The 23,429-nt window shown below is 65.9% G+C and carries 23 protein-coding genes; 15 read left to right on the top strand and 8 right to left on the bottom strand.

Annotation, left to right across the window (positions count from 1 at the left end; all coding sequences use genetic code 11):
- Window positions 1-76 precede the first annotated feature (76 nt).
- From ACZYZF_RS20010 to ACZYZF_RS20020, 3 genes are read left to right on the top strand one after another with little or no spacing between them, the layout of a single operon-like run.
- Window positions 77-844, top strand: coding sequence for a CoA transferase subunit A (locus ACZYZF_RS20010; RefSeq protein ID WP_463744033.1), 768 nt, complete (start codon window positions 77-79; stop codon window positions 842-844).
- Window positions 841-1,497, top strand: a complete 657-nt coding sequence (locus ACZYZF_RS20015) for a 3-oxoacid CoA-transferase subunit B (protein ID WP_463836597.1) — start codon at window positions 841-843, stop codon at window positions 1,495-1,497. The genes ACZYZF_RS20010 and ACZYZF_RS20015 overlap by 4 nt, the downstream gene beginning before the upstream one ends.
- A 39-nt stretch (window positions 1,498-1,536) precedes the next feature.
- Window positions 1,537-2,913, top strand: a complete 1,377-nt coding sequence (locus tag ACZYZF_RS20020) for an MFS transporter (RefSeq protein ID WP_463836598.1) — start codon at window positions 1,537-1,539, stop codon at window positions 2,911-2,913.
- Window positions 2,914-2,923: 10 nt separating this feature from the next.
- On the opposite strand, the gene ACZYZF_RS20025 is transcribed toward ACZYZF_RS20020, so the two are convergent.
- The 5 genes from ACZYZF_RS20025 to fadD3 all read right to left on the bottom strand — a co-directional run bounded on the left by ACZYZF_RS20025 (window position 2,924) and on the right by fadD3 (window position 8,865).
- The gene (locus tag ACZYZF_RS20025) at window positions 2,924-4,081 is read right to left on the bottom strand and encodes a pyridoxal phosphate-dependent aminotransferase (protein ID WP_463836599.1); all 1,158 of its coding nucleotides are present in this window, start codon (window positions 4,079-4,081) and stop codon (window positions 2,924-2,926) included.
- Window positions 4,082-4,186: 105 nt separating this feature from the next.
- Entirely contained in the window at window positions 4,187-5,122 is a 936-nt protein-coding gene (gene ipdE2, locus ACZYZF_RS20030; protein WP_463836600.1) for an acyl-CoA dehydrogenase IpdE2, read from the bottom strand.
- On the bottom strand, window positions 5,119-6,075 hold the full coding sequence (locus tag ACZYZF_RS20035) for an acyl-CoA dehydrogenase family protein (RefSeq protein ID WP_463836601.1): 957 nt from the start codon (window positions 6,073-6,075) through the stop codon (window positions 5,119-5,121). Before ACZYZF_RS20035 ends, ipdE2 begins: the two co-directional genes overlap by 4 nt.
- A gap of 73 nt (window positions 6,076-6,148) precedes the next feature.
- Window positions 6,149-7,291: an acyl-CoA dehydrogenase family protein gene (locus tag ACZYZF_RS20040; protein WP_463744039.1), complete on the bottom strand. Its 1,143-nt coding sequence runs from the start codon at window positions 7,289-7,291 to the stop codon at window positions 6,149-6,151.
- Complete coding sequence (gene fadD3 / locus ACZYZF_RS20045) at window positions 7,282-8,865, bottom strand: 3-((3aS,4S,7aS)-7a-methyl-1,5-dioxo-octahydro-1H-inden-4-yl)propanoate--CoA ligase FadD3 (protein WP_463744040.1); 1,584 nt, start codon at window positions 8,863-8,865, stop codon at window positions 7,282-7,284. Before fadD3 ends, ACZYZF_RS20040 begins: the two co-directional genes overlap by 10 nt.
- Before the next feature lie 47 nt (window positions 8,866-8,912).
- On the opposite strand from fadD3, the gene ipdE1 reads away from it, so the two are divergent.
- The 12 genes from ipdE1 to ACZYZF_RS20105 all read left to right on the top strand — a co-directional run bounded on the left by ipdE1 (window position 8,913) and on the right by ACZYZF_RS20105 (window position 20,395).
- Complete coding sequence (gene ipdE1 / locus ACZYZF_RS20050; protein WP_463744041.1) at window positions 8,913-10,061, top strand: acyl-CoA dehydrogenase IpdE1; 1,149 nt, start codon at window positions 8,913-8,915, stop codon at window positions 10,059-10,061.
- Window positions 10,061-10,852, top strand: coding sequence for a (5R,7aS)-5-hydroxy-7a-methyl-1-oxo-2,3,5,6,7,7a-hexahydro-1H-indene-carboxyl-CoA reductase (ipdF, locus tag ACZYZF_RS20055; RefSeq protein WP_463836602.1), 792 nt, complete (start codon window positions 10,061-10,063; stop codon window positions 10,850-10,852). Before ipdE1 ends, ipdF begins: the two co-directional genes overlap by 1 nt.
- Window positions 10,853-11,316: 464 nt before the next feature.
- Window positions 11,317-11,982 carry a response regulator transcription factor gene (locus tag ACZYZF_RS20060; protein ID WP_463744043.1) on the top strand — a complete coding sequence of 222 codons (666 nt, stop codon included), beginning with the start codon at window positions 11,317-11,319 and terminating at the stop codon, window positions 11,980-11,982.
- A 19-nt stretch (window positions 11,983-12,001) separates the two neighbouring features.
- Window positions 12,002-13,021, top strand: a complete 1,020-nt coding sequence (locus ACZYZF_RS20065; protein WP_463744198.1) for a HAMP domain-containing sensor histidine kinase — start codon at window positions 12,002-12,004, stop codon at window positions 13,019-13,021.
- Window positions 13,018-14,574 (top strand): DUF4153 domain-containing protein, encoded by a 1,557-nt coding sequence (locus tag ACZYZF_RS20070; RefSeq protein ID WP_463836603.1) that lies wholly within the window; start codon window positions 13,018-13,020, stop codon window positions 14,572-14,574. The genes ACZYZF_RS20065 and ACZYZF_RS20070 overlap by 4 nt, the downstream gene beginning before the upstream one ends.
- A gap of 64 nt (window positions 14,575-14,638) precedes the next feature.
- A complete protein-coding gene (locus tag ACZYZF_RS20075; protein WP_463836604.1) occupies window positions 14,639-15,397 on the top strand; it encodes a cysteine hydrolase family protein in 759 nt (252 codons plus the stop codon).
- Entirely contained in the window at window positions 15,397-16,044 is a 648-nt protein-coding gene (locus ACZYZF_RS20080; RefSeq protein WP_463836605.1) for an AmiS/UreI family transporter, read from the top strand. The genes ACZYZF_RS20075 and ACZYZF_RS20080 overlap by 1 nt, the downstream gene beginning before the upstream one ends.
- Window positions 16,045-16,184: 140 nt before the next feature.
- Window positions 16,185-16,838, top strand: coding sequence for a DNA alkylation repair protein (locus ACZYZF_RS20085; RefSeq protein WP_463836635.1), 654 nt, complete (start codon window positions 16,185-16,187; stop codon window positions 16,836-16,838).
- A gap of 32 nt (window positions 16,839-16,870) precedes the next feature.
- Window positions 16,871-17,488, top strand: coding sequence for a TetR/AcrR family transcriptional regulator (locus ACZYZF_RS20090; RefSeq protein WP_463744047.1), 618 nt, complete (start codon window positions 16,871-16,873; stop codon window positions 17,486-17,488).
- Window positions 17,481-18,629 carry a steroid 3-ketoacyl-CoA thiolase FadA6 gene (gene fadA6, locus ACZYZF_RS20095; protein WP_463744048.1) on the top strand — a complete coding sequence of 383 codons (1,149 nt, stop codon included), beginning with the start codon at window positions 17,481-17,483 and terminating at the stop codon, window positions 18,627-18,629. The genes ACZYZF_RS20090 and fadA6 overlap by 8 nt, the downstream gene beginning before the upstream one ends.
- An 83-nt stretch (window positions 18,630-18,712) precedes the next feature.
- Window positions 18,713-19,687: a cation diffusion facilitator family transporter gene (locus ACZYZF_RS20100; protein ID WP_463836606.1), complete on the top strand. Its 975-nt coding sequence runs from the start codon at window positions 18,713-18,715 to the stop codon at window positions 19,685-19,687.
- 72 nt (window positions 19,688-19,759) lie between these two features.
- Window positions 19,760-20,395, top strand: coding sequence for a DUF1345 domain-containing protein (locus ACZYZF_RS20105; protein ID WP_463744050.1), 636 nt, complete (start codon window positions 19,760-19,762; stop codon window positions 20,393-20,395).
- Window positions 20,396-20,398: 3 nt separating this feature from the next.
- Here ACZYZF_RS20105 and narI read toward each other — a convergent pair whose 3' ends face one another.
- Genes narI through narH form a run of 3 tightly spaced genes read right to left on the bottom strand, consistent with a single transcriptional unit; the run spans window position 20,399 to window position 23,426 of the window.
- Window positions 20,399-21,142, bottom strand: a complete 744-nt coding sequence (gene narI / locus ACZYZF_RS20110) for a respiratory nitrate reductase subunit gamma (protein WP_463744199.1) — start codon at window positions 21,140-21,142, stop codon at window positions 20,399-20,401.
- A gap of 11 nt (window positions 21,143-21,153) precedes the next feature.
- On the bottom strand, window positions 21,154-21,825 hold the full coding sequence (gene narJ / locus ACZYZF_RS20115; protein WP_463836607.1) for a nitrate reductase molybdenum cofactor assembly chaperone: 672 nt from the start codon (window positions 21,823-21,825) through the stop codon (window positions 21,154-21,156).
- Window positions 21,822-23,426 (bottom strand): nitrate reductase subunit beta, encoded by a 1,605-nt coding sequence (gene narH / locus ACZYZF_RS20120; protein ID WP_463836608.1) that lies wholly within the window; start codon window positions 23,424-23,426, stop codon window positions 21,822-21,824. Before narH ends, narJ begins: the two co-directional genes overlap by 4 nt.
- Window positions 23,427-23,429 lie beyond the last annotated feature (3 nt).

Genomic DNA, 23,429 nt, shown 5'->3' on the forward strand with positions numbered 1-23,429 from the left:
TCTTGCGTTACCCAGTCCGATGGTGATGTTCTCGCATAGGCAAGTGATCCACTGAACGAACGCGGGAGCATGGAGTATGGCCAGTAAGCAGGTCGCTGACGTCCACGAGGCGGTCGCCGACATCGGTGATGGCGCATCGGTGGCAGTCGGAGGATTCGGGCTTTGCGGGATTCCGGACAGCCTGATCCAGGCCGTGGCCGATTCCGGGGTTCGGGATCTTTCGGTGTTCTCCAACAACTGCGGTGTCGACGGCGTGGGTCTCGGCGTTCTACTCGGCCTGGGGCGTATCCGCCGTGTGACCGCCTCCTACGTGGGGGAGAACAAGGAATTCGCGCGTCAGTACCTCGCTGGTGAACTCGAAGTCGAACTGACTCCCCAGGGCACGCTCGCTGAGCGGTTGCGCGCCGGCGGGGCCGGTATTCCGGCGTTCTACACGCCGGCCGGGGTGGGCACTCTCGTCGCCGACGGCGGGCTGCCGTGGCGCTACGCGGCGGACGGTTCGGTCGCAGTCGCCTCGCCGCCCAAGGAGACCCGCGAGTTCGACGGCAAACGCTACGTGATGGAGACCGGCATCCACGCCGATTTCGCCCTCGTGCACGCCGCGGTCGGTGACACTCACGGCAACCTGCTTTTCGACAAGACTGCGATGAACTTCAACCCGCTCGTCGCCATGGCCGGCCGGATCACCATCGCCCAGGTCGAAAAGCTGGTCGAGCCAGGAGAACTGGACCCTGAGCAGGTCCATCTGCCGGGTGTGTTCGTACAGCGCATCGTCGAGACGGGGCCGCAGGAACAACGTATCGAGAAGCGCACCGTGCGCGAGGAGACAGAGGTGTCCGCATGACGGATTCGGTGATCACCAAAGGCTGGACCCGCGCGCAGATGGCCGCCCGCGCCGCCCGCGAACTGTCCGACGGGCAGTACGTGAACCTCGGAATCGGCCTGCCCACACTGATTCCCGGCTATCTGGACCGCGCCGTCCACGTCACGTTGCACTCGGAGAACGGGATTCTGGGCACCGGCCCGTACCCGAGCCCCGATCAGATCGACGCCAACCTCATCAACGCGGGCAAGGAAACGGTCACTGTGCTCCCCGGCGCGGCGTTCTTCGATTCGGCGTTGTCCTTCGGGATGATCCGCGGCGGCCACATCGATGTCGCGGTGCTTGGCGGTATGCAGGTGTCGCGCTTCGGGGACCTGGCGAACTGGATGGTCCCGGGCAAGATGGTCAAAGGCATGGGCGGAGCGATGGACCTGGTCCACGGGGCCGGCCGGGTGATCGTCCTGATGGAACATGTCGACAAATCGGGGGAGCCGAAGATCGTCGAAAGCTGCACCTTGCCGCTGACCGGAGAACGCGTCGTCCACCGGATCATCACTGATCTGGCAGTCATCGACATCTCCGGCGACGGAACGTTGACGCTTGTCGAGTCGGCTCCGGGTCTCACCTTCGACGAGGTTCAAGCCGCCACCGGCGCGCCACTGATTCAGGGTTAGCGCAGCGCGGGCCTGGCTCGGCCTGCATACTCACACACCATGTGTGCCGCCGATCACAAGGGACCCGAGGCCCTCACCGAGATCTCGACGACCACCGGCCTGAAACGTGTCGTCACCGCGTCGATGGCCGGCACGGTCGTCGAGTGGTACGAGTTCTTCCTGTACGGCACGGCCGCGACGTTGGTTTTCAGCAAGGTGTTCTTCGCGCAGTCCGGTAGTGACCTGGACGCCATCCTGGCGGCGTTCGTCACGTACGCGGTCGGGTTCGTGGCACGTCCGTTGGGCGGCATTGTGTTCGGTCATTTCGGCGACAAGTACGGCCGGAAGAAGCTGCTGCAGTTCTCGCTTCTTCTGGTCGGCGCCGCGACCTTCTTGATGGGCTGTCTGCCGACGTACGGGCAGATCGGATATTGGGCGCCGGCCCTGCTGGTGGTGTTGCGATTCCTCCAGGGATTCGCGGTCGGCGGTGAATGGGGCGGCGCGGTGCTGTTGGTGGCCGAGCACAGTCCCGACCGCAGCCGTGGTTTCTGGGCGAGTTGGCCGCAGGCGGGGGTTCCGGTCGGCAACATTCTGGCCACCGTCGTGCTGCTGGTGTTGACCAGCACGCTCTCGGATCCGGAGTTCCTGTCCTGGGGTTGGCGGGTCGCATTCTGGCTGTCGGCGGTGGTGGTGCTGATCGGCTACTACATTCGTACCAAGGTGACCGACGCGCCGATCTTCGTTGCGGCACAACAGGAAGCCGAACAGCTCAAGGCGTCGTCGTTCAGCGCCGTGGAGGTGCTGCGGCGCTATCCGCGCGGTGTGCTGACCGCGATGGGGCTGCGCTTCGCCGAGAACATCATGTACTACTTGGTGGTCACCTTCTCGATCACGTACCTGAAGGTGCACGCGCACGCCGATACCGGTGCGATCCTGCGCTGGTTGTTGGTCGCGCACGCGGTGCACCTCGTGGCCATCCCGCTGGTCGGCAAATTATCGGACCGGATCGGCCGGCGCCCGGTATATCTGATCGGTACCGTTGCCACCGGCACCTGGGGGTTCTTCGCCTTCCCGATGATGGACAGCAAGCACAACATGGTGATCATGTCGGCCGTCGTCATCGGCCTGCTGTTCCACGCCTTCATGTACGCCCCGCAGCCGGCGATGATGTCCGAGATGTTCCCGACCAGAATGCGCTATTCCGGTGTTTCCCTTGGCTATCAGGTCACGGCGATCGTCGCTGGATCGTTGGCTCCGATCATCGCGGTAAAGCTCCTGGAGGAGTTCGGGTCGTCGGTGCCGATAGCGATCTACCTGGCCGGCGCCTCGGTGATCACGCTGGTCGCTCTGTACTTCGCCAGGGAGACCAAGGGCATCGACCTGGCCGATGTGGACCGTGCCGACGTGATAGCCGTCGATTCTGCGCTCAGGGCGTGACAGAGTCGAGTCAGCTCAGCCAGGAGCCGATGCGGCGCAACGCTTCTTCGATGTCGCTGGTGGGGCCTGCGAAGGACAGTCGCACGTAGGAGCCGCCTCGCACGGTGTCGAAGTCGATACCGGGTGCGATGGCTACGCCGGTGTCGGCCAACAGCTTTGAGCACCAGGCCAGGGAGTCGTCGGTGTAATCGCTGACGTCGGCGTACACGTAGAAGGCGCCGTCGGTCGGGGCCAGCCGATCGATACCGATGCTGCGCAACCCGTCGAGCAGCAGCCTGCGGTTGTCGGCGTAATGGGAGAGCAGGCCTTCAGCCTCGGCCAGTGACTCCGGTGTGAACGCGGCCACCGCAGCATGCTGGGCCAGCGCGGGCGGGCAGATGGTGAAGTTGCCGGTGAGCCGGTCCACTGCGCGTTGCAGTTCTCCTGGCACCAGCAACCAGCCCAACCGCCAGCCGGTCATCGCGAAGTACTTCGAGAAGCTGTTGGCCACCACGGCATTCCGCGAGGTTTCCCAGGCGCAGCTGGTCTCCGGCGCGCCGGGGTAGACCAGGCCGTGATAGACCTCGTCGCTGATCAACCGCACGCCCGTCTGGTCACACCAGCGTGCGATCGCGGCCAGTTCCTCGGGGGGGATGACGGTGCCGGTCGGGTTCGCCGGGCTGGCGACGATCACGCCGGCCACCGGAGGATCGAGCGCCTCGAGCATCTCGACCGTCGGCTGGAATCGGGTTTCGGGGCCGCATGGGATCTCGATGACCTCGCAGCCGAGCGCGGTGAGGATGTTGCGGTAACAGGGATAGCCCGGGCTGGCGATCGCGACCCGGTCGCCGACGTCGAAGCACGCCAGGAAGGTCAGCAGGAATCCGCCGGAGGAGCCGGTGGTGAGCACCACTTCGTCGACGCTCACCTCGACGTCGTATCTGCGGTACGACGCGGCGATCTCGGCGCGCAGCTCCGGGATGCCGAGCGCGACGGTGTAACCGAGGGCGCCCCGGTTCAGCGCGGCGACTGCGGCGTCACGCACTGCCGTCGGCGCCCCGGCGCTGGGCTGCCCGGCCGAGAGGTTGACCAGGTCGCCGTGCGAGCGCTGGCGTTCGGCCGCAGCCAGCCACACGTCCATGACGTGAAACGGCGGAATACCGGCTCGCAGTGCGACGTGATCGGTCATCGAACTGAGGTTAGCAACGTCGCTCCAACCGCCGAAACCGCATTCCGGCAGCAAAAGTGTGAGTAAGGAGCTGCTGGAATGCGGTTTCGGCGAGAGCTGGACAGGTTAGAACACTTCGGCTTCGAGCCGGCGCAGATGCTGACGCGGCGGACCCAGCAATTGGGCGCTGGCATGTGCCCGCTTGAAGTACAGCTGGATGTCGCTCTCCCAGGTGATCGCGATCCCGCCGTGCAGCTGGATGGCCTCGGCGGTCACGGCGGACAGCGCCTCGCTGGCGAAGTAGCGGGCCAGCGAGGCCGACGTGGAGGACGGGTCGACGATGGCGTCGTTGACGACAGCGCGCGCGGACGACACCTTGACGTAGAGGTCGGCCATCCGGTGCTTGAGCGCCTGGAAGCTTCCGATGGCGCGGCCGAACTGCACCCGGTCCTTGGTGTAGGCGACGGTGAGGTCGAGGCAGCGCGAGGCGGCGCCGATCTGTTCGGCGGCCATCAACAGCGCCGCGGTGTCGGCCAGGCCGGGATCGGCGCCGAGGGGAGCGGTGTCACCGGAGATCACCGCGGACAGCCGGCGGGTGAGATCCATGGTGGATTTCGGGGTGGCGGTGAATGTGGTCCAGCGGGTCAGGTTCTCACCGTCGGCAGCGATCACGACATCGGCCACGTCACCGTTGATCACGTAGTCGGCGTCGAATACCACGGTGCCGATCGAGGTGCCTTCAGCCAACCCTTCGAGTGGTTCGTGGTTATCGACGGCCAGCAGGGCAAGCTCGGCCAGGGTGGTGCCCAGCAGCGGGGCGGGCACCAGGGCCTTGCCGAGTTCTTCGAGAACCACTGCGGCGTCGGCAAGTTCGCCGCCGGCGCCGCCGAGTTCCTCGGGCACCACCAGGGCGGCGGCGCCGACCTGCTCGCATAACAGGCTCCACAGCTTCTCGTCGTAGCCGCGCTCGGATTCCATGGCCGCGCGCACCGCCTCGGGGGAGGCGTGCTTGTCGACCAGTGCGGCGACGGTTTCGCGCAGCAGTTGCCGTTCTTCACTCACGAGAGGACCTCCAGCAGTCGACGCCGATGTGCGGTGGGATCGCCCCAGGAGCTGCGCAGGGCCTGCACGCGCAGCAATGACAGGGACAAGTCGTGTTCCTGGGTGAACCCGATGGCGCCGTGGGTCTGCAGCGCCGAACGGGCGGCCAGTAGAGCGGCGTCGGCGGCAGCGACTTTGGCGGCGCTGATGTCGCGAGCGGTGTCCGATGAATTTTCGGCCAGCGACAGTGCTGCGCCGTAGACCAGCGGACGAGCTAGTTCGACGGCGATGAGCACGTCGGCCAGCTTGTGCTTGATGGCCTGATACGAGCCGATGATCCGGCCGAATTGCGCACGCTGCTTGGCGTATTCGACGGACTGGTCCAACATGGCCTGGCCGGCGCCGACCAACTGGGCAGCGGTCGCCAGGACACCGAACTCATAGGCCCGGGCGGTGTCGGCGACCTGGGTGGCACCGGATGCGCTGACGTCGAACAGCTTTCGGGCCGGGTCGACAGAATCGTGAGCAGCGCTTGTGGTGGCCTCACCGACCTGACCGTCGGAGGCCAGCAGCGTCAGCCCGGCGAAATCGGCATTGACGGCGCGCGGCACCTGCGGCGGCATGGCGACCGTGGCGATGAGCTCGCCGGAGGCGAGCGCTCCCGAGCGCTCGTCGTCCGCGAGCAGGATGGGTGCGACGGCGATGGACTCGGTCACCGGACCGGGCACGGACCAGTAACCCAACCGCTCCAGGGCGACGACGAGGTCGACGGGATGGGCTTCGATGCCGTCGTACTTTTCGGGCACCAACAGCGCGGTGACCCCGAGGTCGGTCAGCTGTGCCCAAACCTTGCGGCCCGGCCCGGTGTCACCTTCGCCCCAGGCTCGTACCGCAGCCGGGACATCGGCGGCGCTCAGTGCCGCGTCGATGCTGGCCGCGAAGTCCCGCTGCTGTTCGTCGATCTCGAAGTTCATGCCTCGACTCCCATTCGCTCCGGTCCTCGCTCGTGCCTCGCTGCGATCCTCACTCGTGGTCGTCTTCGGGTGTTCACTTCGGCTTCCCTCCCGATTCACGCGGTAGGCCGAGCAATCTCTCCGCGATGATGTTGCGCTGGATCTCGTTGGTGCCGGCGTAGATCGGACCGCCAAGCGCGAACAGCAGGCCTTCGGTCCAGTGGTCAGCGAGCTCGGCGTCAGGACCCTGCATATCCAGAGCAGTCTGGTTCAGAGCGACGTCCAGGTCGGACCAGAACACCTTGGTCACCGACGACTCGGCACCCAGTTCACCGCCGTTGGCCAGCCGGGTCACGGTGCCGAAAGTGTGCAGCCGGTAGGCCTGGGCCTTGATCCAGGCATCGGCGACCCGGTCGGTGAACACCGGATCGGGGTTGGACTTCCACTGGGCGACAAGCCGTTCCGCCGGGGCCATGAAGCGGGCCGGGCTACGCAGCGACATGCCGCGTTCGTTGCTCGACGTGCTCATCGCTGCGCGCCAGCCCTCGTGCACGCCGCCGATCACGTCGTTGTCGGGCACGAACACGTCGTCGAGGAAGATCTCGCCGAATCCGGTGTCTCCGCCCAGCTGGGCGATCGGGCGCACGGTGATCCCGGGAGCCTTGAGATCGAACATGAAGTAGGTCAGACCCTTGTGGCGCTGCGCCTCCGGGTCGGAACGGAACAGACCGAACCCGCGCTCACCGAAGGGCGCCCGCGAGCTCCAGATCTTCTGCCCGTTGAGTTTCCAGCCGCCGTCGACCTTGGTGGCCGTCGAGCGCAGCGAGGCCAGGTCGCTGCCAGACTCGGGCTCCGACCAGGCCTGGGCCCAGATCTCCTCGCCGCTGGCCATTTTCGGCAGCACGCGCTGGAGTTGTTCCTCGGTGCCGTGCGCGAACAGCGTCGGCGCCAGCATCGCGGTGCCGTTGGCGCTGGCCCGACCGGGGGCGCCGGCGTGGAAGTACTCCTCCTCGAACACCACCCACTGCAGCAGGGAGGCGTCGCGGCCGCCGTACTCCTTGGGCCAGGCGATCACCGACAGACCGGCGTCGAAAAGCACCTTGTCCCAGCGGCGGTGCTGTTCGAAACCCTCAAGGGTGTCGTACGACTTCGTCGGGAAGTGTTCCCGGTTTGCCGCCAGGAATTCGCGGACCTCGGCCCGAAAGGCCTCGGTCTCGTCGTCGAATGTCAGGTCCATTGCACCCCTTCTCGGGTCCCTCTGCTGCGCAGCACCGGTTTGATCACCTTGCCGCCGGGATTTCGCGGCAGCACATCAAGAAACTCCACTGACCGCGGCACCTTGAAGTTCGCCAGATGCTCGCGGGTATGGGCGATCACGGCGGCCTCGTCGAGTGTGACGCCAGGCTTGACCACCACATAGGCCTTGCCGACCTCGCCGAGTCGCTCGTCGGGGACGCCGATCACCGCCGACTCGGCCACGCCGTCCAACCGGGCCAGCACCTGCTCGATCTCGGCCGGGTACACGTTGAACCCGCCGCAGATGTACATGTCCTTGAGGCGGTCGGTGATGGTCAGGTTGCCGCGCGCGTCGAGGGTTCCGATGTCGCCGGTGTGCAACCAACCGTCGGTGTCGATCGCAGCCGCGGTGGCCTCGGGGTCATCGAGGTAGCCGAGCATGACGTTCGGCCCGCGCAGCAGAACCTCACCCGAATCATCCAGGCGCAGTTCAAAATCGGCGATGGGCCGGCCGCAGGTGGTGGCCACGGTCACGGCGTCGTCGTCGGCGCTGCACATGGTGCCGAATCCGGCCGCCTCGGTCAGTCCATAGGCGGTCAGCACGATGTCGATGTCGAGTTCGGACTGCATCCGCTCGATCAGGACCACCGGGACCACGGCCGCGCCGGTCACCGAGAAGCGCAGCGAGGACAGGTCGTAGTCGGCGCGGTTGGGATGATCCAGCAGGGTCTGGAAGATGGTCGGCGGGCCGGGTAGCACCGTGATGCGCTGTTCGGCAATGGTTTTGAGAACTTGTTCGGGCTTGAATGTGAGCACCGGGTACAGCGTCGCGCCGGTCTGCAGGCAGGGCAGGATGCCTGCCTTGTAGCCGAAGTTGTGGAAGAACGGGTTGATGGCGAGGTAGCGGTCGTCGCTGGTGAGCTGCCCGCACTCGGCCCAGGCTGCCGATCCGTCGAGCGATTGGCGGTGCGCGCACCGCACACCCTTGCTGCGTCCGGTGGTGCCGGAGGTGAAGAGGATGTCGGAGACGTCGTCGGGTTCTACCGCCGCGGCGCGTGCGTCCACGGCATCCATGTCGGTCCCGCGGGCAAAGAAGGAGTCCCACGACACGACGGATGCTTCATCCCCAGCTTCGATGGGCACCCGCACGATGTGCCGCAGGGCCGGCAGCGCGTCCCGGTCCAATTCGGCCGCGCGGTCCGAGCCCAGAAATTCCCCCGCGGCGATCAGCAGCGGAGCCTCGGTGCGGGCCAGGATGTCGGTGGCCTCGCTCGCGGTGTAGCGGGTGTTCAGCGGCACCATCTGCGCGCCGGCGTAGTGGGTGGCCAGACAGGCGACCACCCAGTGCCAGGTGTTCGGCGACCAGATCGCCACCCGATCGCCGGGCGCGACACCGAGGTCGATCATCGCCGCGGCGGCTTGGCGTACGTGTGCGCGCAGTTCCCGGTATGTCAGCCGCTGATCTAAGGCTGGATTATCGGCGTCGCCGGCGGTACTGACCAGGGCTTCATGGTCCGAATACTGCACGGCAACCCGGTCGAGCACCGCTGGAACGGTGCGGCGATCGCTCGTCATCGATGCTCCCTTAACAAAGCAAGTGCTTGGTAGGTTAGCCTACAGGGGTGATAGAGGTCCAGGAGTTCCGGGCCGAGGTCCGGCAGTGGCTCGCAGACAATCTCGTTGGCGAATTCGCGGCACTCAAGGGCCTTGGTGGACCGGGGCGTGAACACGAAGCCTTCGAAGAGCGTCGGGCGTGGAATCAGCATCTCGCCGCCGCGGGATTGACGTGCCTCGGCTGGCCGGTGGAGCACGGCGGCCGAGGATTGTCGGTTGCACATCGCGTCGCCTTCTATGAGGAGTACGCCCGCGCCAACGCGCCGGACAAGGTCAACCACCTGGGCGAGGAACTGCTCGGGCCGACGCTCATCGAGTACGGCACTCCCGAACAGCAGAAGCGGTTCCTGCCCAAGATCCTCGACGTCACCGAGCTGTGGAGCCAGGGTTACTCCGAGCCCAACGCCGGCAGTGACCTGGCCAATGTGGCGACGACGGCCGAGCTGGTCGGCGACGAGTGGGTGATAAACGGCCAGAAGGTGTGGACGTCACTGGCGCACTGGGCGCAGTGGTGCTTCGTGGTGGCACGTACGGAGAAGGGCTCCAAGCGGCACGCCGGGCTGTCCTATCTGCTGGTGCCGCTCGACCAGCCGGGCGTCGAGATCCGCCCCATCATCCAGCTGACCGGGGACTCCGAGTTCAACGAGGTGTTCTTCGACGACGCCCGCACCGACGCGTCGCTGGTGGTCGGTCAGCCCGGTGACGGCTGGCGCGTGGCCATGGGCACGCTGACGTTCGAGCGTGGGGTGTCCACGCTGGGCCAGCAGATCCGCTACGCCCGTGAGCATGCCAACCTGGTCGAGCTCGCCAAGCGCACCGGCGCGGCCGACGATCCACTGATCCGCCAAAAGCTGACCGAGTCGTGGACCGGTCTGCAGGCGATGCGGTCGTACGCGCTGGCCACGATGGATGTCGAGCAGCCCGGTCAAGACAATGTGTCGAAGCTGTTGTGGGCCAACTGGCACCGCGAACTCGGCGAGATCGCCATGGACGTGCAGGGCATGGCCGGGTTGACGCTGCCCGATGGGGAGTTCGACGAGTGGCAGCGGCTCTACCTGTTCTCGCGTTCGGACACCATCTACGGCGGGTCCAACGAAATCCAGCGCAACATCATCGCCGAGCGTGTGCTCGGTCTACCCCGAGAGGCAAAAGGCTGATGAGCGATCTCTCCGTAGCTCCCAAAGAGGTTGAGGGCCACGGCCTGCTGAAGGGCAAGGTCGTCCTGGTGACCGCCGCCGCCGGCACCGGCATCGGCTCGTCCACCGCCCGGCGCGCGCTGCTGGAGGGTGCCGACGTCGTGGTGTCCGACTACCACGAGCGGCGCCTGAATGAGACCCGCGACCAGCTGGCCGAACTCGGCCTGGGCCGGGTCGAGGCCGTGGTCTGCGATGTCACCTCCACCGAGGCTGTCGACGCGCTGATCGCCCGGTCGGTCGAAAAGATGGGTCGCCTGGACGTCCTGGTCAACAACGCCGGCCTCGGCGGCGAAACTCCGCTGGTCGACATGACCGATGACGAATGGGACCGCGTCCTGAACGTCACGCTGAACTCCGTCATGCGGGCCACCCGCGCCGCCCTGCGGTACTTCCGCGACGTTGACCACGGCGGCGTCATCGTCAACAACGCCAGTGTTCTCGGCTGGCGCGCGCAGCACTCGCAGTCGCACTACGCCGCCGCCAAGGCCGGAGTCATGGCGCTGACCCGTTGCAGCGCAATCGAAGCCGTGGAGTTCGGGGTCCGGATCAACGCGGTGTCGCCGAGCATCGCGCGGCACAAGTTCCTGGAACGCTCCGCCGACGCAGCGCTGCTGGATCGGCTGTCCTCGGACGAGGCGTTCGGCCGCGCTGCCGAGCCGTGGGAGATCGCCACCACCATCGCCTACCTGGCCAGCGACTACTCCAGCTACCTGACGGGCGAAGTCATCTCGGTGTCGAGTCAGCGCGCCTGAGGTCACCCCAGTCGCACCGTTAGCCGGGCATGTCTGACGTGCCCGGCTATCAGCGACAATTCAGCGACAATCGCCCCACCGGCAACATGTGGCACGTCAAACACATTGTCGCTGGATACTTTCGGCTGTCCAGCACCACTGAGCACTTCAGTCTCAGTGGTCCAGTGCCCACCTATCAGCGACTCTGTCGCTCGTAGGTGGGCAACATGAAAGTTGTTGCCTGCGTGTCTGATTAGGCAAGAGTGGCACGTGTGCTCACCGCGTCTGCGGCAGACGTTGTCGATGCGGCGGATGTGGCGATTGTCGCTGAATTGTCGCTAACAGGCGGGCACGCCGGCACCTCCACGGACCCGGTGCCATCGGGGCATGTGTGTCTGGTTCGCCTCCCTTCCGCGCCACGGTCTCCACGGGATCTTCACAATCGCTGCCGATAAGCACCACAACCTGCGCTTACGCTCAGATCCGTGAAGCGAATTCTGGTGGTCGACGACGAGCCGACCATCCTGTCCGCGGTGGCCACCAGGCTGCGCGCCGAGGCGTTCGAGGTCGAGACCGCGGTCGACGGGCCTTCGGCCGTGGCAACCGCCGCGGCAACCCAGCCGGACCTGGTCGTACTCGACGTGATGCTGCCGGGCTTCGACGGACTGGAGGTGTGCCGGCGCATCCAGGCCGAGCGGGTCGTGCCGGTGCTCATGCTGACCGCGCGCAGCGACGAGACCGACATGCTGATCGGTTTGGGAATCGGTGCCGACGACTACCTGACCAAGCCCTTCAGCATGCGAGAACTGGTGGCGCGGGTGAGGGTCCTGTTGCGGCGGGTGGACCGGGTGACCGGTGATCAGCCTCTGTCGGTCGGCGACTACCGCATCGACCTGACCGAGCGCCGGGTCCATCAGGGCGATCAGGAGGTCCACCTGACCCGAACCGAATTCGACCTGTTGGCCTTCCTGGCAGGCCGGCCCAGGGCGGCGGTACCCCGCGAGACGCTGTTGCAACACGTCTGGGGTTGGGCGTCGGAAGTGGAGACCCGAACCGTGGACAGCCATGTCAAGGCACTACGTCGGAAGCTCGGGTCCGAGCTGATCCGGACGGTGCACGGGGTGGGCTACGCCCTCGAGGTTCCGCGATGAGTGGCCCGCGATGAGCGTCATCGCCGAGTTCTGGGACCGGCTGCCCCGGCCGTTGGATCCTTTTGCCTCCTTCAAGGTCAAGACCGGCCTGTTGGTGGGCGGGGCGATCCTTTTGGCCTCCTTCACGTTTTGGATCGGGGCCAGCTGGCAGTTCCGGTATGCGTTGCTGGCCGCACTCGCCACATCGCTGATCCTGACGCAGTTCCTCGCCCACGGCATGACCTCGCCGTTGCGCCAGATGACCGCGGCAGCGCGGGCCATGGCGCGCGGCGACTACAGCCTCCGGGTACGTGCGACTTCCCGTGACGAAATCGGCCAGTTGGCAACGGCGTTCAATCAGATGGCGGCAGACCTCGGCGCCGCCGACGAGTACCGGCGTGGATTGATCGGCAATGTGTCCCACGAGCTCCGTACACCGATCACCGCGTTGCAGGCGGTGCTGGAGAACGTGGTCGACGGGGTGGTCGAACCCGATGCCCAGACCATGCGGATGGCACTGTCCCAGACCGAACGTCTGGGTGAGCTCGTGACCAATCTGCTCGACCTCTCGCGGGTCGAAGGTGGGGCAATTCCGTTGCAGATCAGCCGGTTCGATGTCGACGAGTTTCTGCGTGAGGCCGTCGAGCACGTCTCTGTATCCGCGGCCGACGTACCGGTCGGCATCAGGGTGTCACCGCCCGACTTGAAGGCCGTCGCTGACCCAGCACGGCTACGTCAGGTGGTGGTCAACCTGGTGGACAACGCCATTAGGCACAGCCCGCCTGGTGGCCGCGTGACGGTGCTGGCGACTCGTCAGGTGTCGGGCTTGCGGCTCGAGGTGGCGGATCAGGGCCCAGGTATCGCGCCGGCTGAGCGTGACCGCGTCTTCGAACGGTTCACCCGTGGTGCCACCTCGGACGGGGGCACGGGTCTCGGGCTCGCGATCGCTCGGTGGGCAGTCGAATTGCACGGCGGTGTCATCGAGGTGATGAGTACCGAGTCGGGATGTCGGATCAGGGTCAGCATCCCTGAGTCCGCGATGGGGGAGAGGTCGAGATGACGACAACAGTTCCGGGATTGCCGCCCTATCCGGGGCAGCAGGGGACGCCACCGCTGCTGATCGGGCCGGCGTTGCCGCGTCAGGGTGAGCCGGGTTGGACAGTGTGGTCCCGCCGGGTCTGGCCCACTGCCCCGCTGACGTCGGCGCCGCGCCGGGTCCTGGCATCCGCCCTGATCGCCGGCCTGGTCGGTACGGCAGCGTGGCGTCTGTCTGTGCTCAGCGTCGGCTACCTGGTGGTCGGTCTGCTGGTCTTCGGCGTCGTCTACGGCACCGCGCCGCATCGCCCGAGCCGCACCGAATGGTTCGGAATCGGACTGACGCTGGCCCTGCTCGTCGTACCGGCGTTGCTGGCCGCCGAATGGATGGGCGCGCTGAGTCTGACGGCCGCCTGGATCATCGGCTGGTGCACGATGGTCGGCGGCCGGACCTGGACTGCGGTGTTCACCGGGCCGTTCCTGCCGTGGGTGTTGTTCGGTCGGTTGCGCGGCTGGGTCGAGCAGACGGTCAAGGCCTGGGTGCCGGGTCGCTCGGGTCTGCCCAGCCTCGGCCGCGTCGCCGTGGTGGCCGCACTCACCGTCGGCCTGGTAGTGGTCTTCGGTGCGCTGTTCGCCGCCGCCGACCCGGCGTTCGCGCACCTCGCCGGCAACCTGGTGCCCTCGTTCGATGGGGTCGACCTCGCGGCGCGGGCGGTCGTCTTCGGCATCGTGGTGACGTTCGTGCTGGGCGGTGCTTATCTGGTGCGGTTCCCGCCGCGCCTGGATGCGATGGCCCCGGCGCCGATGCAGCCGGTCCCGCGGTGGGAGTGGGCGCTGCCGCTGGGGGTGCTCGACGCACTGTTCATCGCGTTCGTCGCAGTGCAGGCCACTGTGTTGTTCGGCGGGCACACCCATGTGTTGGAGACCGAGGGGTTGACGTACGCCGAATACGCCCGCCAGGGGTTCTGGCAGTTGCTGTGGGTGTCCGCGCTCACGCTGTTGGTGCTCAGCGTGGTGATCCGGGTGGCGGGCCGGGTCAGTGCCGCCGACCGCCGACTGTTGCGGATCCTGGTCGGAATCCTTTGCGTTGCATCAATTGTCGTGGTGATATCGGCGATCCACCGGATGTGGCTGTACCAACAGGCGTACGGCTTCAGCACCGAGAGGCTGATGGTCATCACCACCGAGGTCTGGCTGGGCACGGTCTTCGTCCTCGTCGCGATCGCCGGGATCCGGATGACCGGCCGGTGGCTGCCGCGGGCAGTACTGGTGGCAGGCATCCTCGCGCTGCTCGGGCTGGCCGCATTGAACCCGGAGCGATTGATCGCTGACCGCAACATCGACCGCTTCGAGCAGACCGGTGCGCTCGACGCCGAGTACCTGTCCGGGCTGTCGTCCGACATCGACCCGGCCCTGGCCCGCTTGCCTGCTTCGGTGCGTGAATGCGTGACCGCGCGGATCCACGATCCCGACCCCTGGTACACCTTCAACCTGTCGCGGGCACGGGCCGATCGGCCGACGGGTGGGGACCGTCCCGAGCACTGCTCGTCGTACTGGTCGTACCCGCAGTACCGGTAGGGGTCCAGAATCGCGTCGATCCAAAGGCTGTCAACCTCGGCACCGGCGGTCGAAGGTATCGCGTGTGACCGCACTCGCCCTCGACGGCTCGACTCGAACTACTCCGCTCGCGCCGGTTGCGCTCGATCCCGAAGCGCTCGGTTACCCACCCGACAACCGGGCCGCCGTTCCACCGCTGGCCAAGCAGTGGGAACGGCTCGACTTCCGTGAGATCCTCTCGCGGCCGGCGGCTTTCCTGTCGATCAGCCAGTCCAACTCGCTGTACCAGCCGGGCGGGGTCCAGTACGCGGAGGGCCACGCCTTCCGCGGGAGCCTCGAAGCGACCGTGAAGTCGGCGAAGGCCGCGCGCTCGGCCCCGAACTTCGTCTCGTTCAATTGGATCGGGTTCTCGGTATTCCGCGACGACTATCCGAAGACTGAATTCGACCGGGTGCAGTACGACGGCTGGACCGGACACATCGATGCCACGCCCGAGCAGATCGCCTGGGACAACGAACTTGTCGGAGAATTGCGCGAATTGGTCGAGCCCGGTGACAACGAGTTGTACGAGAAGGCACTCCAAACGGCGTTTGTCGGCACAGACCTGCCCGGTGCGCTGAGCCGGCAGCGGGTGGAGGTGTTGGTGCTCACCGGAATCCACCTCGACTGGTGCGTCGAAGGCAACGCGCGTGCCGCGCGCGATCACGGTCTGTTGCCCATCGTGATCGGCGATGCGACCGGTGCGGCACACCCCGACCAGGAGCGGGCAGCGTTCGAGCGGATCAACAACTTCTTCGCACCGGTCATCACGTCGGACCAGTTCGTGGAATGGATCGGCCGCTGATGGGAAACGTCGGGCTGCTTCTCGTCGGCGTAGCGCTGTTCGTCAACGGCCTGGTCTCGGTCGGTCTGGTCACCGGGCGTGGCGCCGCGCCGATCAACCTGTTCGTCGGTGCGGCCCAGGTGGTTCTGCCGACCCTGGTGCTCGTGCAGTCGGACGGCGATCCCGCCACCATCAATGCGACCTGGCCGAGCTATCTGTTCGGGTTCACCTACCTGTGGTTCGCGTTCATCCAGATCTTCGACATCGACCCTCGCGGATTCGGTTGGTACAGCACGTTCGTGGCGGCCATCGCGGCGTACTACGCGATCAAGAGTGTCGGAACCGATCCGGTTTTCGCCGTCATCTGGGCGACGTGGGCGATCATGTGGACGCTGTTCTTCGTGCTGTTGGGGCTCGGGGTCGCCAAGGTCGGCCGGATCGACCTGGGCCACTTCACCGGATGGTTCCTGATACTGCTCGGGATCCCCACCTGCACCGTGCCGGCAATCCTGCTGTTGAACGGTATCTGGCCGACATCGGTGGCGGCGGGCGCGGTGGCGTTGGTGGCGCTGCTGGCGGCCACCGTGGTTTCCGCAGCGTTATCCGGGCGTGCGGCCGCAACGGTTCCCGAGGTCTCGGTCGTCGGGAGCGTGCCCCAGCCCGCTTGACCGGCACCGCCTGCTGTCCGGGCACGATTCGTTGTCCGGAGCAAGCTCAGCTGCCGGTCGGCGCACTTGCCCGCCGTAGGCTGAATTCCGCACTCGATCAACGGGAGGCGGATGTGGCCGAGACCAAGCTGGCCGACGTGATGGCGGAGTTGGCAGGGCTCGAAGACCCGAAGATGCGCCAGGTCAACGAGAGGCATGGCGATGACCACGGCGTGAACCTCAGCAAGCTGCGAGGACTCGCGAAGCGACTGAAATCGCAGCAGGGACTGGCACAACAGCTCTGGGGGACGGGCGACACCGCGGCGAGACTCCTGGCGCTGCTGATCTGTCGCCCGAAGGATTTCGGGCGTGACGAGCTGGACAGCATGCTGCGCGAGGCCCGTGCGCCCAAGGTTCATGACTGGCTCGTGAACTATGTGGTGAAGAAGAACTCGAACGCGGAAGAGCTGCGTGTGGCCTGGCGCGCCGACCCGGATCCAGTGGTCGCCGGTGCCGGGTGGTCTCTGACCGCCGATCGGGTGGCGAAGAAACCCGACGGTCTCGATCTCGACGCGTTGCTCGATGTCATCGAGGCTGAGATGAACGATGCCCCGGCTCGCCTGCAGTGGGCGATGAACACCTGCTTGGCTCAAATCGGGATCGAGCACGCCGGACATCGCGCTCGGGCTATCGAGATCGGCGAACGCCTGGCGGTACTCAAGGACTACCCGACGTCACCGGGATGTACATCTCCCTATGCACCCGTCTGGATCGCCGAGATGGTGCGTCGGAAGTCGGATTCCCTCCAAGGGTGACCTAGCAAGCGCTTGGTTGCTATGCTGTGTCGATGGAGCCGGATACCCCTGCCCAGCCGGCAAGCCGACGCGACGAGCTTCTGGACCTGGCCGCGACCATGTTTGCCGAACGCGGTCTGAAGGCGACGACGGTCCGCGATATCGCCGACTCCGCGGGAATCCTGTCAGGCAGCCTGTATCACCACTTCAAGTCCAAAGAGCAGATGGTCGAGGAAGTGCTCAAGGACTTCCTGGATTGGTTGTTCACCAGGTACGAGCAGATCCTGGAGCAGGAGTCCAGCCCGCTGGGACGGCTCACCGGGTTGTTCATGACCTCGTTCGAGGCCATCGAGCATCGGCATGCGCAAGTCGTGATCTACCAGGACGAGGCCAAGCGGTTGTCCTCGTTACCGCAGTTCGGTTTCGTCGACGAGCGCAACAAAGAGCAGCGCCGGATGTGGCTGGACATCCTGGAGGAGGGCATGTCCGACGGCTCCTTCCGCCCCGATCTGGACGTCGACCTGGTGTACCGGTTCATCCGCGATACCACCTGGGTTTCGGTCCGCTGGTATCAACCGGGCGGACCCCTCACGGCCGAGCAGGTCGGCCGCCAGTACCTCGCCGTAGTTCTCGGCGGAATCACCCTGTCAAAGGAGACAAACAATGCCTGAGGCATACATCGTCGACGCAGTGCGTACGCCGGTCGGAAAGAAGAACGGCTCGCTGGCAGAGGTGCACCCGATCGACCTCGGCGTGCACGCGTTCCGCGCCATCTTCGACCGCACCGACGTGGATCCGGGTGCCGTCGACGACGTCATCGTCGGCTGCGTCGACGCCATCGGCGGGCAGGCCGGCAACATCGGTCGGCTGACCTGGCTGGCCGCGGGATATCCCGAAGCAGTCCCCGGAGTCACCGTCGACCGGCAGTGTGGCTCCAGCCAGCAGGCCATCTCCTTCGGCGCACAGGCCATCATGTCCGGCACCGCTGACCTGATCCTGGCCGGCGGTATGCAGAACATGAGCTGGATCCCGATCTCCTCGGCCATGGTGGTCGGGAAGGAATTCGGATTCACCTCGCCCACAAACGAATCCAAGAGCTGGCTGCACCGCTACGGCGACCAGGAGATCTCCCAGTTCCGCGGCTCGGAGATGATCGCCGAGAAGTGGGACATCTCCCGCGAGGAGATGGAGGAGTTCGCCTACAACAGCCACCAACGGGCGTTCGCCGCGATCCGGGCCGGCCACTTCGACAACGAGATCGTCCCGGTCGGCGACTTCGGCATCGACGAGGGACCGCGTGAGTCGACGCTGGAGAAGCTGGCGTCGCTGAAGCCGCTCGTCGAGGGCGGCCGGCTCACCGCGGCGCTGGCCAGCCAGATCTCGGACGGTGCGGCGGCGGTCTTGTTGGCGTCGGAAGAGGCGATCAACAAGTACAACCTGAAGCCCCGCGCCCGCATCCACCACATCAGCGCACGCGGTGACGATCCGGTGATGATGCTGACCGGCCCGATCCCGGCCACCCAGTACGCGCTGGAGAAGACCGGCCTGTCGATCGACGACATCGACACCGTCGAGATCAACGAGGCCTTCGCACCCGTCGTGCTGGCCTGGCTCAAGGAGACCAAGGCCGATCCGGCCAAGGTCAACCCGAGCGGTGGCGCCATCGCCCTGGGCCACCCGCTGGGAGCCACCGGCGCCAAGCTGTTCACCACCATGCTCAACACCCTGGAGCGCACGGGCGGCCGCTACGGCCTGCAGACCATGTGCGAGGGCGGCGGCACCGCCAACGTCACGATCATCGAACGCCTCTAGGTTTCACACCCCGGGCACGAGTGCCCCGAAACGCGAGTTTCGGGGCACTTTTGCGTCCGGCCGCCAACGGGTAAGTGTGGGGCATGAGCACGGACGGGGAGGCAACACACAACGAGAGTGCCCTGACCGTCATCATCGCGCTCGGCGCCAACGTACTGATTGCGCTCGCCAAGACCGTCGTGGCGGGCATCACCGGCTCGGCGTCCATGCTGGCCGAGGCGGCTCATTCCTGGGCGGACACCGGCAACGAGGTCTTTCTGTTGATCGGGACCCGTAAGTCGATGAAACCGGCCGACGCGCAACATCGGTTGGGATACGGACGGGCCGGCTACATCTGGTCGATGTTCGCCGCCTTCGGGTTGTTCACCGTCGGTGCGGTGGTGTCCATCTGGCACGGCGTTGCCTCGCTGGGCGGGGAGGCCGACGCGACGTCGTATGGCTGGGCCTACGCGGTGCTCGGCGTCGCATTCGTGCTCGAAGGCACATCGTTTTTGCAGGCGCTGCACCAGACCAGATCGACTGCGGTGCGGCGACGCATTCACCCGCTGCGCTACATCAGGGTGACGTCGAATCCGATGTTGCGTGCGGTATTCGCCGAGGACCTCTCGGCGCTGATCGGCGTCGCAATCGCGGCGCTGGGCATCCTGGCGCACCAACTCACCGGCAACGCGGTGTGGGATGGAGTCGGCTCGATCCTGATCGGTGTGCTGCTGGGCGGCGTCGCACTGTTCCTCATTGGGCGCAACATGGACTTCCTCACGGGGGAGGCGGTGACTCCGCCCGCCCGCAACTACGTCCTGCGATCTCTACTCGACCATACCGACATCGAGCGGATCAGCTACTTACACATGGAATGGGTTGGGGCTGACCGGATGTACCTGGTTGCCGCGGTCGACCTCGCGGGTGACGCCGCCGAATCCAATGTCGCAGAACGGCTCAACGCCATCGCCGACGCACTGCAGACCCGACCCGAGATCGTGCGCGCGGTCCTCACGCTGACCCGTCCGGGTGACCCCACCGACTTGCGGCCAGAGGAGCTGCCCGACGGATACCGCTAGTGTGCGTGCCAACAGCGATTGCGGCGCGCAGACTTACCTCATGCCAGATGACATCGCGACCGCGTCCTGCTGATGGACACGACCAGACTGCTCTCCGCGCCCGGCCGGCTCGGCGGTTCGGTGCTCGTGGGAGTCGCCGCCGGCGCCATCACCGGCGGGTTGACCGACGCGCCTCTGGGTGTGCTGGTCGGGATCGCCACCACGGGAGCGATGTTCGTACTCGCCGGCTGGATCCTGTTGTGGCCGATGGACGCCGAGGGCACCCACCATCACGCACACCAGGAAGCCTTCAACCCGGTGGTCGAGGAGCTCGTGATCGTGGCCGCGGCAGTCGGGGCCCTGGTCAGCATCGTCTTCATGCTCGTGCACGGTGGCTCGCACAGTGATCCGACTGCGGCGACCGCGGCGCTGGCCGGGGTCTTCATGGCCTGGGCCGGGATGCACCTGATGTACGCGGCGCGTTACGCGAACCTCTACTACACGCCGCCGGTCGGCGGCATCGACTTCAACTCTCCAGACGCACCGGCGTTCCGCGATTTCTTCTACTTCAGCTACAACCTCGGTATGACGTATCAGGTGTCCGACACCAGCGTCACCGATGCGGTCATCCGCTCGGTGGCACTGCGGCACTGCCTGCTGTCATACCTGTTCGGCACCGTCATCCTGGCGACCACCATCAATCTGGTCGTCGGCATCGTGTCCAGTTGAGGCTCACACCCAGCGGCTGCGCGGAGGTGGTGCCTGCGGTGTCACCCACGCCTTGGAGTAGCGGTTCTTGCCCGCACGCTGCGGGTCCCGGCTGCGATAGATCACGTACGGACGGACCAGATAGCCGATCGGTGCGCTGAACATGTGCACCAACCGCGTGTATGGCCAAAGCCCGAGCAGGGCAACGACTATGAGCACGTGCGCCTGGAACGTCCACGGAGTATCGGCCATCAGCTGTGGTGCCGGGTGCAGCGTGAACAAACTGCGGAACCACGGCGACACGGTTTCGCGGTAGTTGTAGGTCGAGAAGACGTTGGTCAGGGTGTTCAGCATCCCGGTCGCCAGGGCCCCGACGAGCAGCAGGTACATCACTTTGTCGTTGAGGGTGGTCGCCGTGCGCACTTCCGGGACGGCGACTCGGCGGTAGAGCAGGATGGTCACGCCGGCGACGACGGCCACTCCGGCCAGCGACCCCATGCTCACCGACATCAGGTGGTAGGCATGGTCGGAGACGCCCACCGCCGAGGTCCAGGATTGCGGGATCAGCAGTCCGACCACGTGCCCGGCGAGCACCCCGAGGATGCCGAAGTGGAACAGCGGGCTGCCCAGTCTCAGCAGCCTGCTCTCGTAGATCTGCGAAGACCGTGTGGTCCAACCGAACTGGTCGGCCTTGTAACGCCAGATATGCCCGAGCGCGAACGACGTGAACGCGATGTACGGCAAGGTCATCCACAGCACATTGCTCATCGGGTGCGCGCTCATCGGGTTCCTCCGGATGCCATCGGGTCCATCGCGAACGGGTCGAGTCCGACATCCTCGTCGGGCGGGCCCTCGGCGGCGAGCTGAGCGATGCGGCGGCGATCCGCGGTGTTCACCGGAGGCAAAGTGGCGAGGACGGCCGCCAGCAGCCCGGTGTAGTAGGACCCGTTGTCCTGCAGGGAAAGCCGCAGCAGTTCGAGCACGGGGACATGTTCGGCCAGCAGCCGCTCACCCTGAACCTGGTCGACGGTCGCGGCGAACTCCAGCACCATGGGCAGATAGTCGGGCAGCTCTGAGTCCCCGATGTCGATGCCGGACTGGCGGTAGGCGTGCTTGAACCGCAACAGGGCCATGCCCCGTTTGCGGGTGTCGCCGTAGGCGTAATAGGTGAGATGCAGGCTGCTGCGCCGCTGCATATCGAACGTCGCGACGTAGTTCGACGCACGCTGCATCGGGTCGGTTTCGCCGAACTCCCGCAGGAACTCGCTCAGCGGTACTCGGACCCCCTCGGGCAACTCTGCGGCGACAGCGTCGAGTTGTCCGGCAAGTTCGGCTGTTTCGGCCGTCGGGTAGTCGAGCAGCAGCGCAGTCATCCGCCATACCAGACGCTGCTGACGTTCGGACAGGCTCGTACCGGTACCTGTTCTGCGACCCAGAGTGAGTAGTTTCATGTGGTCGGCAGCAACCCATCTGTGCTCCGGCCGTCCCAGTTGAGCAGGTTGACCCGGGTCGGATCGCCTTGTGGAACAGCATCATTGGTATTGGTCAGGTGGAACTTGTCCACCATGGTGTCGTACGCGGTCATTCCCGGCCCGCCGTCACCGTCCAGGCTGCAGCCGGTGGCGATCGCGTCGAGGCGGTGCGCGTCGGACCCGGCCCCGGTCGGGATGACGTAGCGGTCCTGGTATTTCGCGATCGCCAGTAGCCGGTACATCGCCTCGATCTCCTCGCCGCTCAAGCGCACCGATTCCGGGATGGTCTCGTCGAACTCTTCGCCGAGATTGGCCGACCGCATGTAGGCGCGCATCGCCGCCAGCCGCTGCAGCGAGGCCCGCACCGGGCCCACCTCACCGGCGGTGAACAACTCGGCGAGGTATTCGATCGGGATCCGCAGCGTGTCGATGGCGCCGAACAAGTTGTTCTTGTTCTCGCCGTCGTGACCGGTCTCCTTGAGGATGTCCACCACCGGCGAGAGCGGCGGCACGTACCAGACCATCGGCATGGTGCGGTACTCCGGATGCAGGGGCAGTGCCACCTGATAGTCGACGATCAGCCGGTACACCGGTGAATTCTGGGCCGCTTCAATCCATTCGGGTGAGATGCCGGCACGTTCGGCTTCGGCGACCACCCGTGGATCGTGCGGGTTGAGGAACACGCCGAGCTGTGACGGGTAGAGGTCCTTGTCGTCGGTGACCGAAGCCGCCTCCAACACCGCGTCCGCGTCATAGAGCATCACGCCGATGTAGCGCAGCCGCCCGACGCAGGTCTCCGAACACACCGTGGGGATGCCGACCTCGACGCGCGGGTAGCAGAACGTGCACTTCTCGGCCTTGCCGGTCTTGTGATTGAAGTAGATCTTCTTGTAGGGACACCCGGTGACGCACTGTCGCCAGCCGCGGCATTTGTCCTGATCCACCAGCACGATGCCGTCTTCGGACCGTTTGTAGATCGCGCCGGACGGGCATGCCGCCGCACACGCCGGGTTGAGACAGTGCTCGCAGATCCGGGGCAGGTAGAACATGAACGTCTGCTCGAACTCGAGCTTGACCTTCTCGGATACTTCGGCGACCTTGGCCAACAACGGGTCTCGGCCCACCTGCTCGGGCCCACCGCCCAGGTCGTCGTCCCAGTTGGCACCCCAGGTGACCTTGGTATCCCGGCCGGTGATCAGAGATTTGGGCCGCGCGACCGGCGTGGTGTCCATCGCCGGCGCCGACAGCAGGTTCTCGTAGTCGTAGGTCCAAGGATCGTAGTAGTCCGATACCGTGGGCAGATCGGGGTTGGCGAAGATGTTCAGCAGTCGCTTGAGCCGGGAGCCGGATTTCAGGGTGAGTTTGCCGCGCTTATTGAGCGTCCAGCCGCCCTTCCACTTCTCCTGATCCTGGTACTGGCGTGGATACCCTTGTCCGGGACGGGTTTCCACGTTGTTGAACCACACGTACTCCACACCGCTGCGGTTGGTCCAAGCCTGCTTGCACGTGACGCTGCAGGTATGGCAGCCGATGCACTTGTCGAGGTTCATCACCATCGCGAGCTGCGCCATGACTCTCATGCG

Source organism: Mycobacterium sp. IDUB_24, from assembly GCF_055419385.1.

What these genes read in the sequence shown, in the direction of transcription:
- ACZYZF_RS20035 (WP_463836601.1), bottom strand. Translation starts at nt 6,075, where the DNA reads ATGAACTTCGAGATCGACGAACAGCAGCGGGACTTCGCGGCCAGCATC.
- ACZYZF_RS20025 (WP_463836599.1), bottom strand. Translation starts at nt 4,081, where the DNA reads ATGACCGATCACGTCGCACTGCGAGCCGGTATTCCGCCGTTTCACGTC.
- ACZYZF_RS20020 (WP_463836598.1), top strand. Translation starts at nt 1,537, where the DNA reads ATGTGTGCCGCCGATCACAAGGGACCCGAGGCCCTCACCGAGATCTCG.
- ACZYZF_RS20040 (WP_463744039.1), bottom strand. Translation starts at nt 7,291, where the DNA reads ATGGACCTGACATTCGACGACGAGACCGAGGCCTTTCGGGCCGAGGTC.
- ipdF (WP_463836602.1), top strand. Translation starts at nt 10,061, where the DNA reads ATGAGCGATCTCTCCGTAGCTCCCAAAGAGGTTGAGGGCCACGGCCTG.
- ACZYZF_RS20080 (WP_463836605.1), top strand. Translation starts at nt 15,397, where the DNA reads ATGGGAAACGTCGGGCTGCTTCTCGTCGGCGTAGCGCTGTTCGTCAAC.
- fadD3 (WP_463744040.1), bottom strand. Translation starts at nt 8,865, where the DNA reads ATGACGAGCGATCGCCGCACCGTTCCAGCGGTGCTCGACCGGGTTGCC.
- narI (WP_463744199.1), bottom strand. Translation starts at nt 21,142, where the DNA reads ATGAGCAATGTGCTGTGGATGACCTTGCCGTACATCGCGTTCACGTCG.
- ACZYZF_RS20070 (WP_463836603.1), top strand. Translation starts at nt 13,018, where the DNA reads ATGACGACAACAGTTCCGGGATTGCCGCCCTATCCGGGGCAGCAGGGG.
- fadA6 (WP_463744048.1), top strand. Translation starts at nt 17,481, where the DNA reads ATGCCTGAGGCATACATCGTCGACGCAGTGCGTACGCCGGTCGGAAAG.
- ACZYZF_RS20100 (WP_463836606.1), top strand. Translation starts at nt 18,713, where the DNA reads ATGAGCACGGACGGGGAGGCAACACACAACGAGAGTGCCCTGACCGTC.
- narH (WP_463836608.1), bottom strand. Translation starts at nt 23,426, where the DNA reads ATGAGAGTCATGGCGCAGCTCGCGATGGTGATGAACCTCGACAAGTGC.
- ACZYZF_RS20105 (WP_463744050.1), top strand. Translation starts at nt 19,760, where the DNA reads ATGGACACGACCAGACTGCTCTCCGCGCCCGGCCGGCTCGGCGGTTCG.
- ACZYZF_RS20010 (WP_463744033.1), top strand. Translation starts at nt 77, where the DNA reads ATGGCCAGTAAGCAGGTCGCTGACGTCCACGAGGCGGTCGCCGACATC.
- ACZYZF_RS20090 (WP_463744047.1), top strand. Translation starts at nt 16,871, where the DNA reads ATGGAGCCGGATACCCCTGCCCAGCCGGCAAGCCGACGCGACGAGCTT.
- ACZYZF_RS20085 (WP_463836635.1), top strand. Translation starts at nt 16,185, where the DNA reads ATGGCGGAGTTGGCAGGGCTCGAAGACCCGAAGATGCGCCAGGTCAAC.
- narJ (WP_463836607.1), bottom strand. Translation starts at nt 21,825, where the DNA reads ATGAAACTACTCACTCTGGGTCGCAGAACAGGTACCGGTACGAGCCTG.
- ACZYZF_RS20015 (WP_463836597.1), top strand. Translation starts at nt 841, where the DNA reads ATGACGGATTCGGTGATCACCAAAGGCTGGACCCGCGCGCAGATGGCC.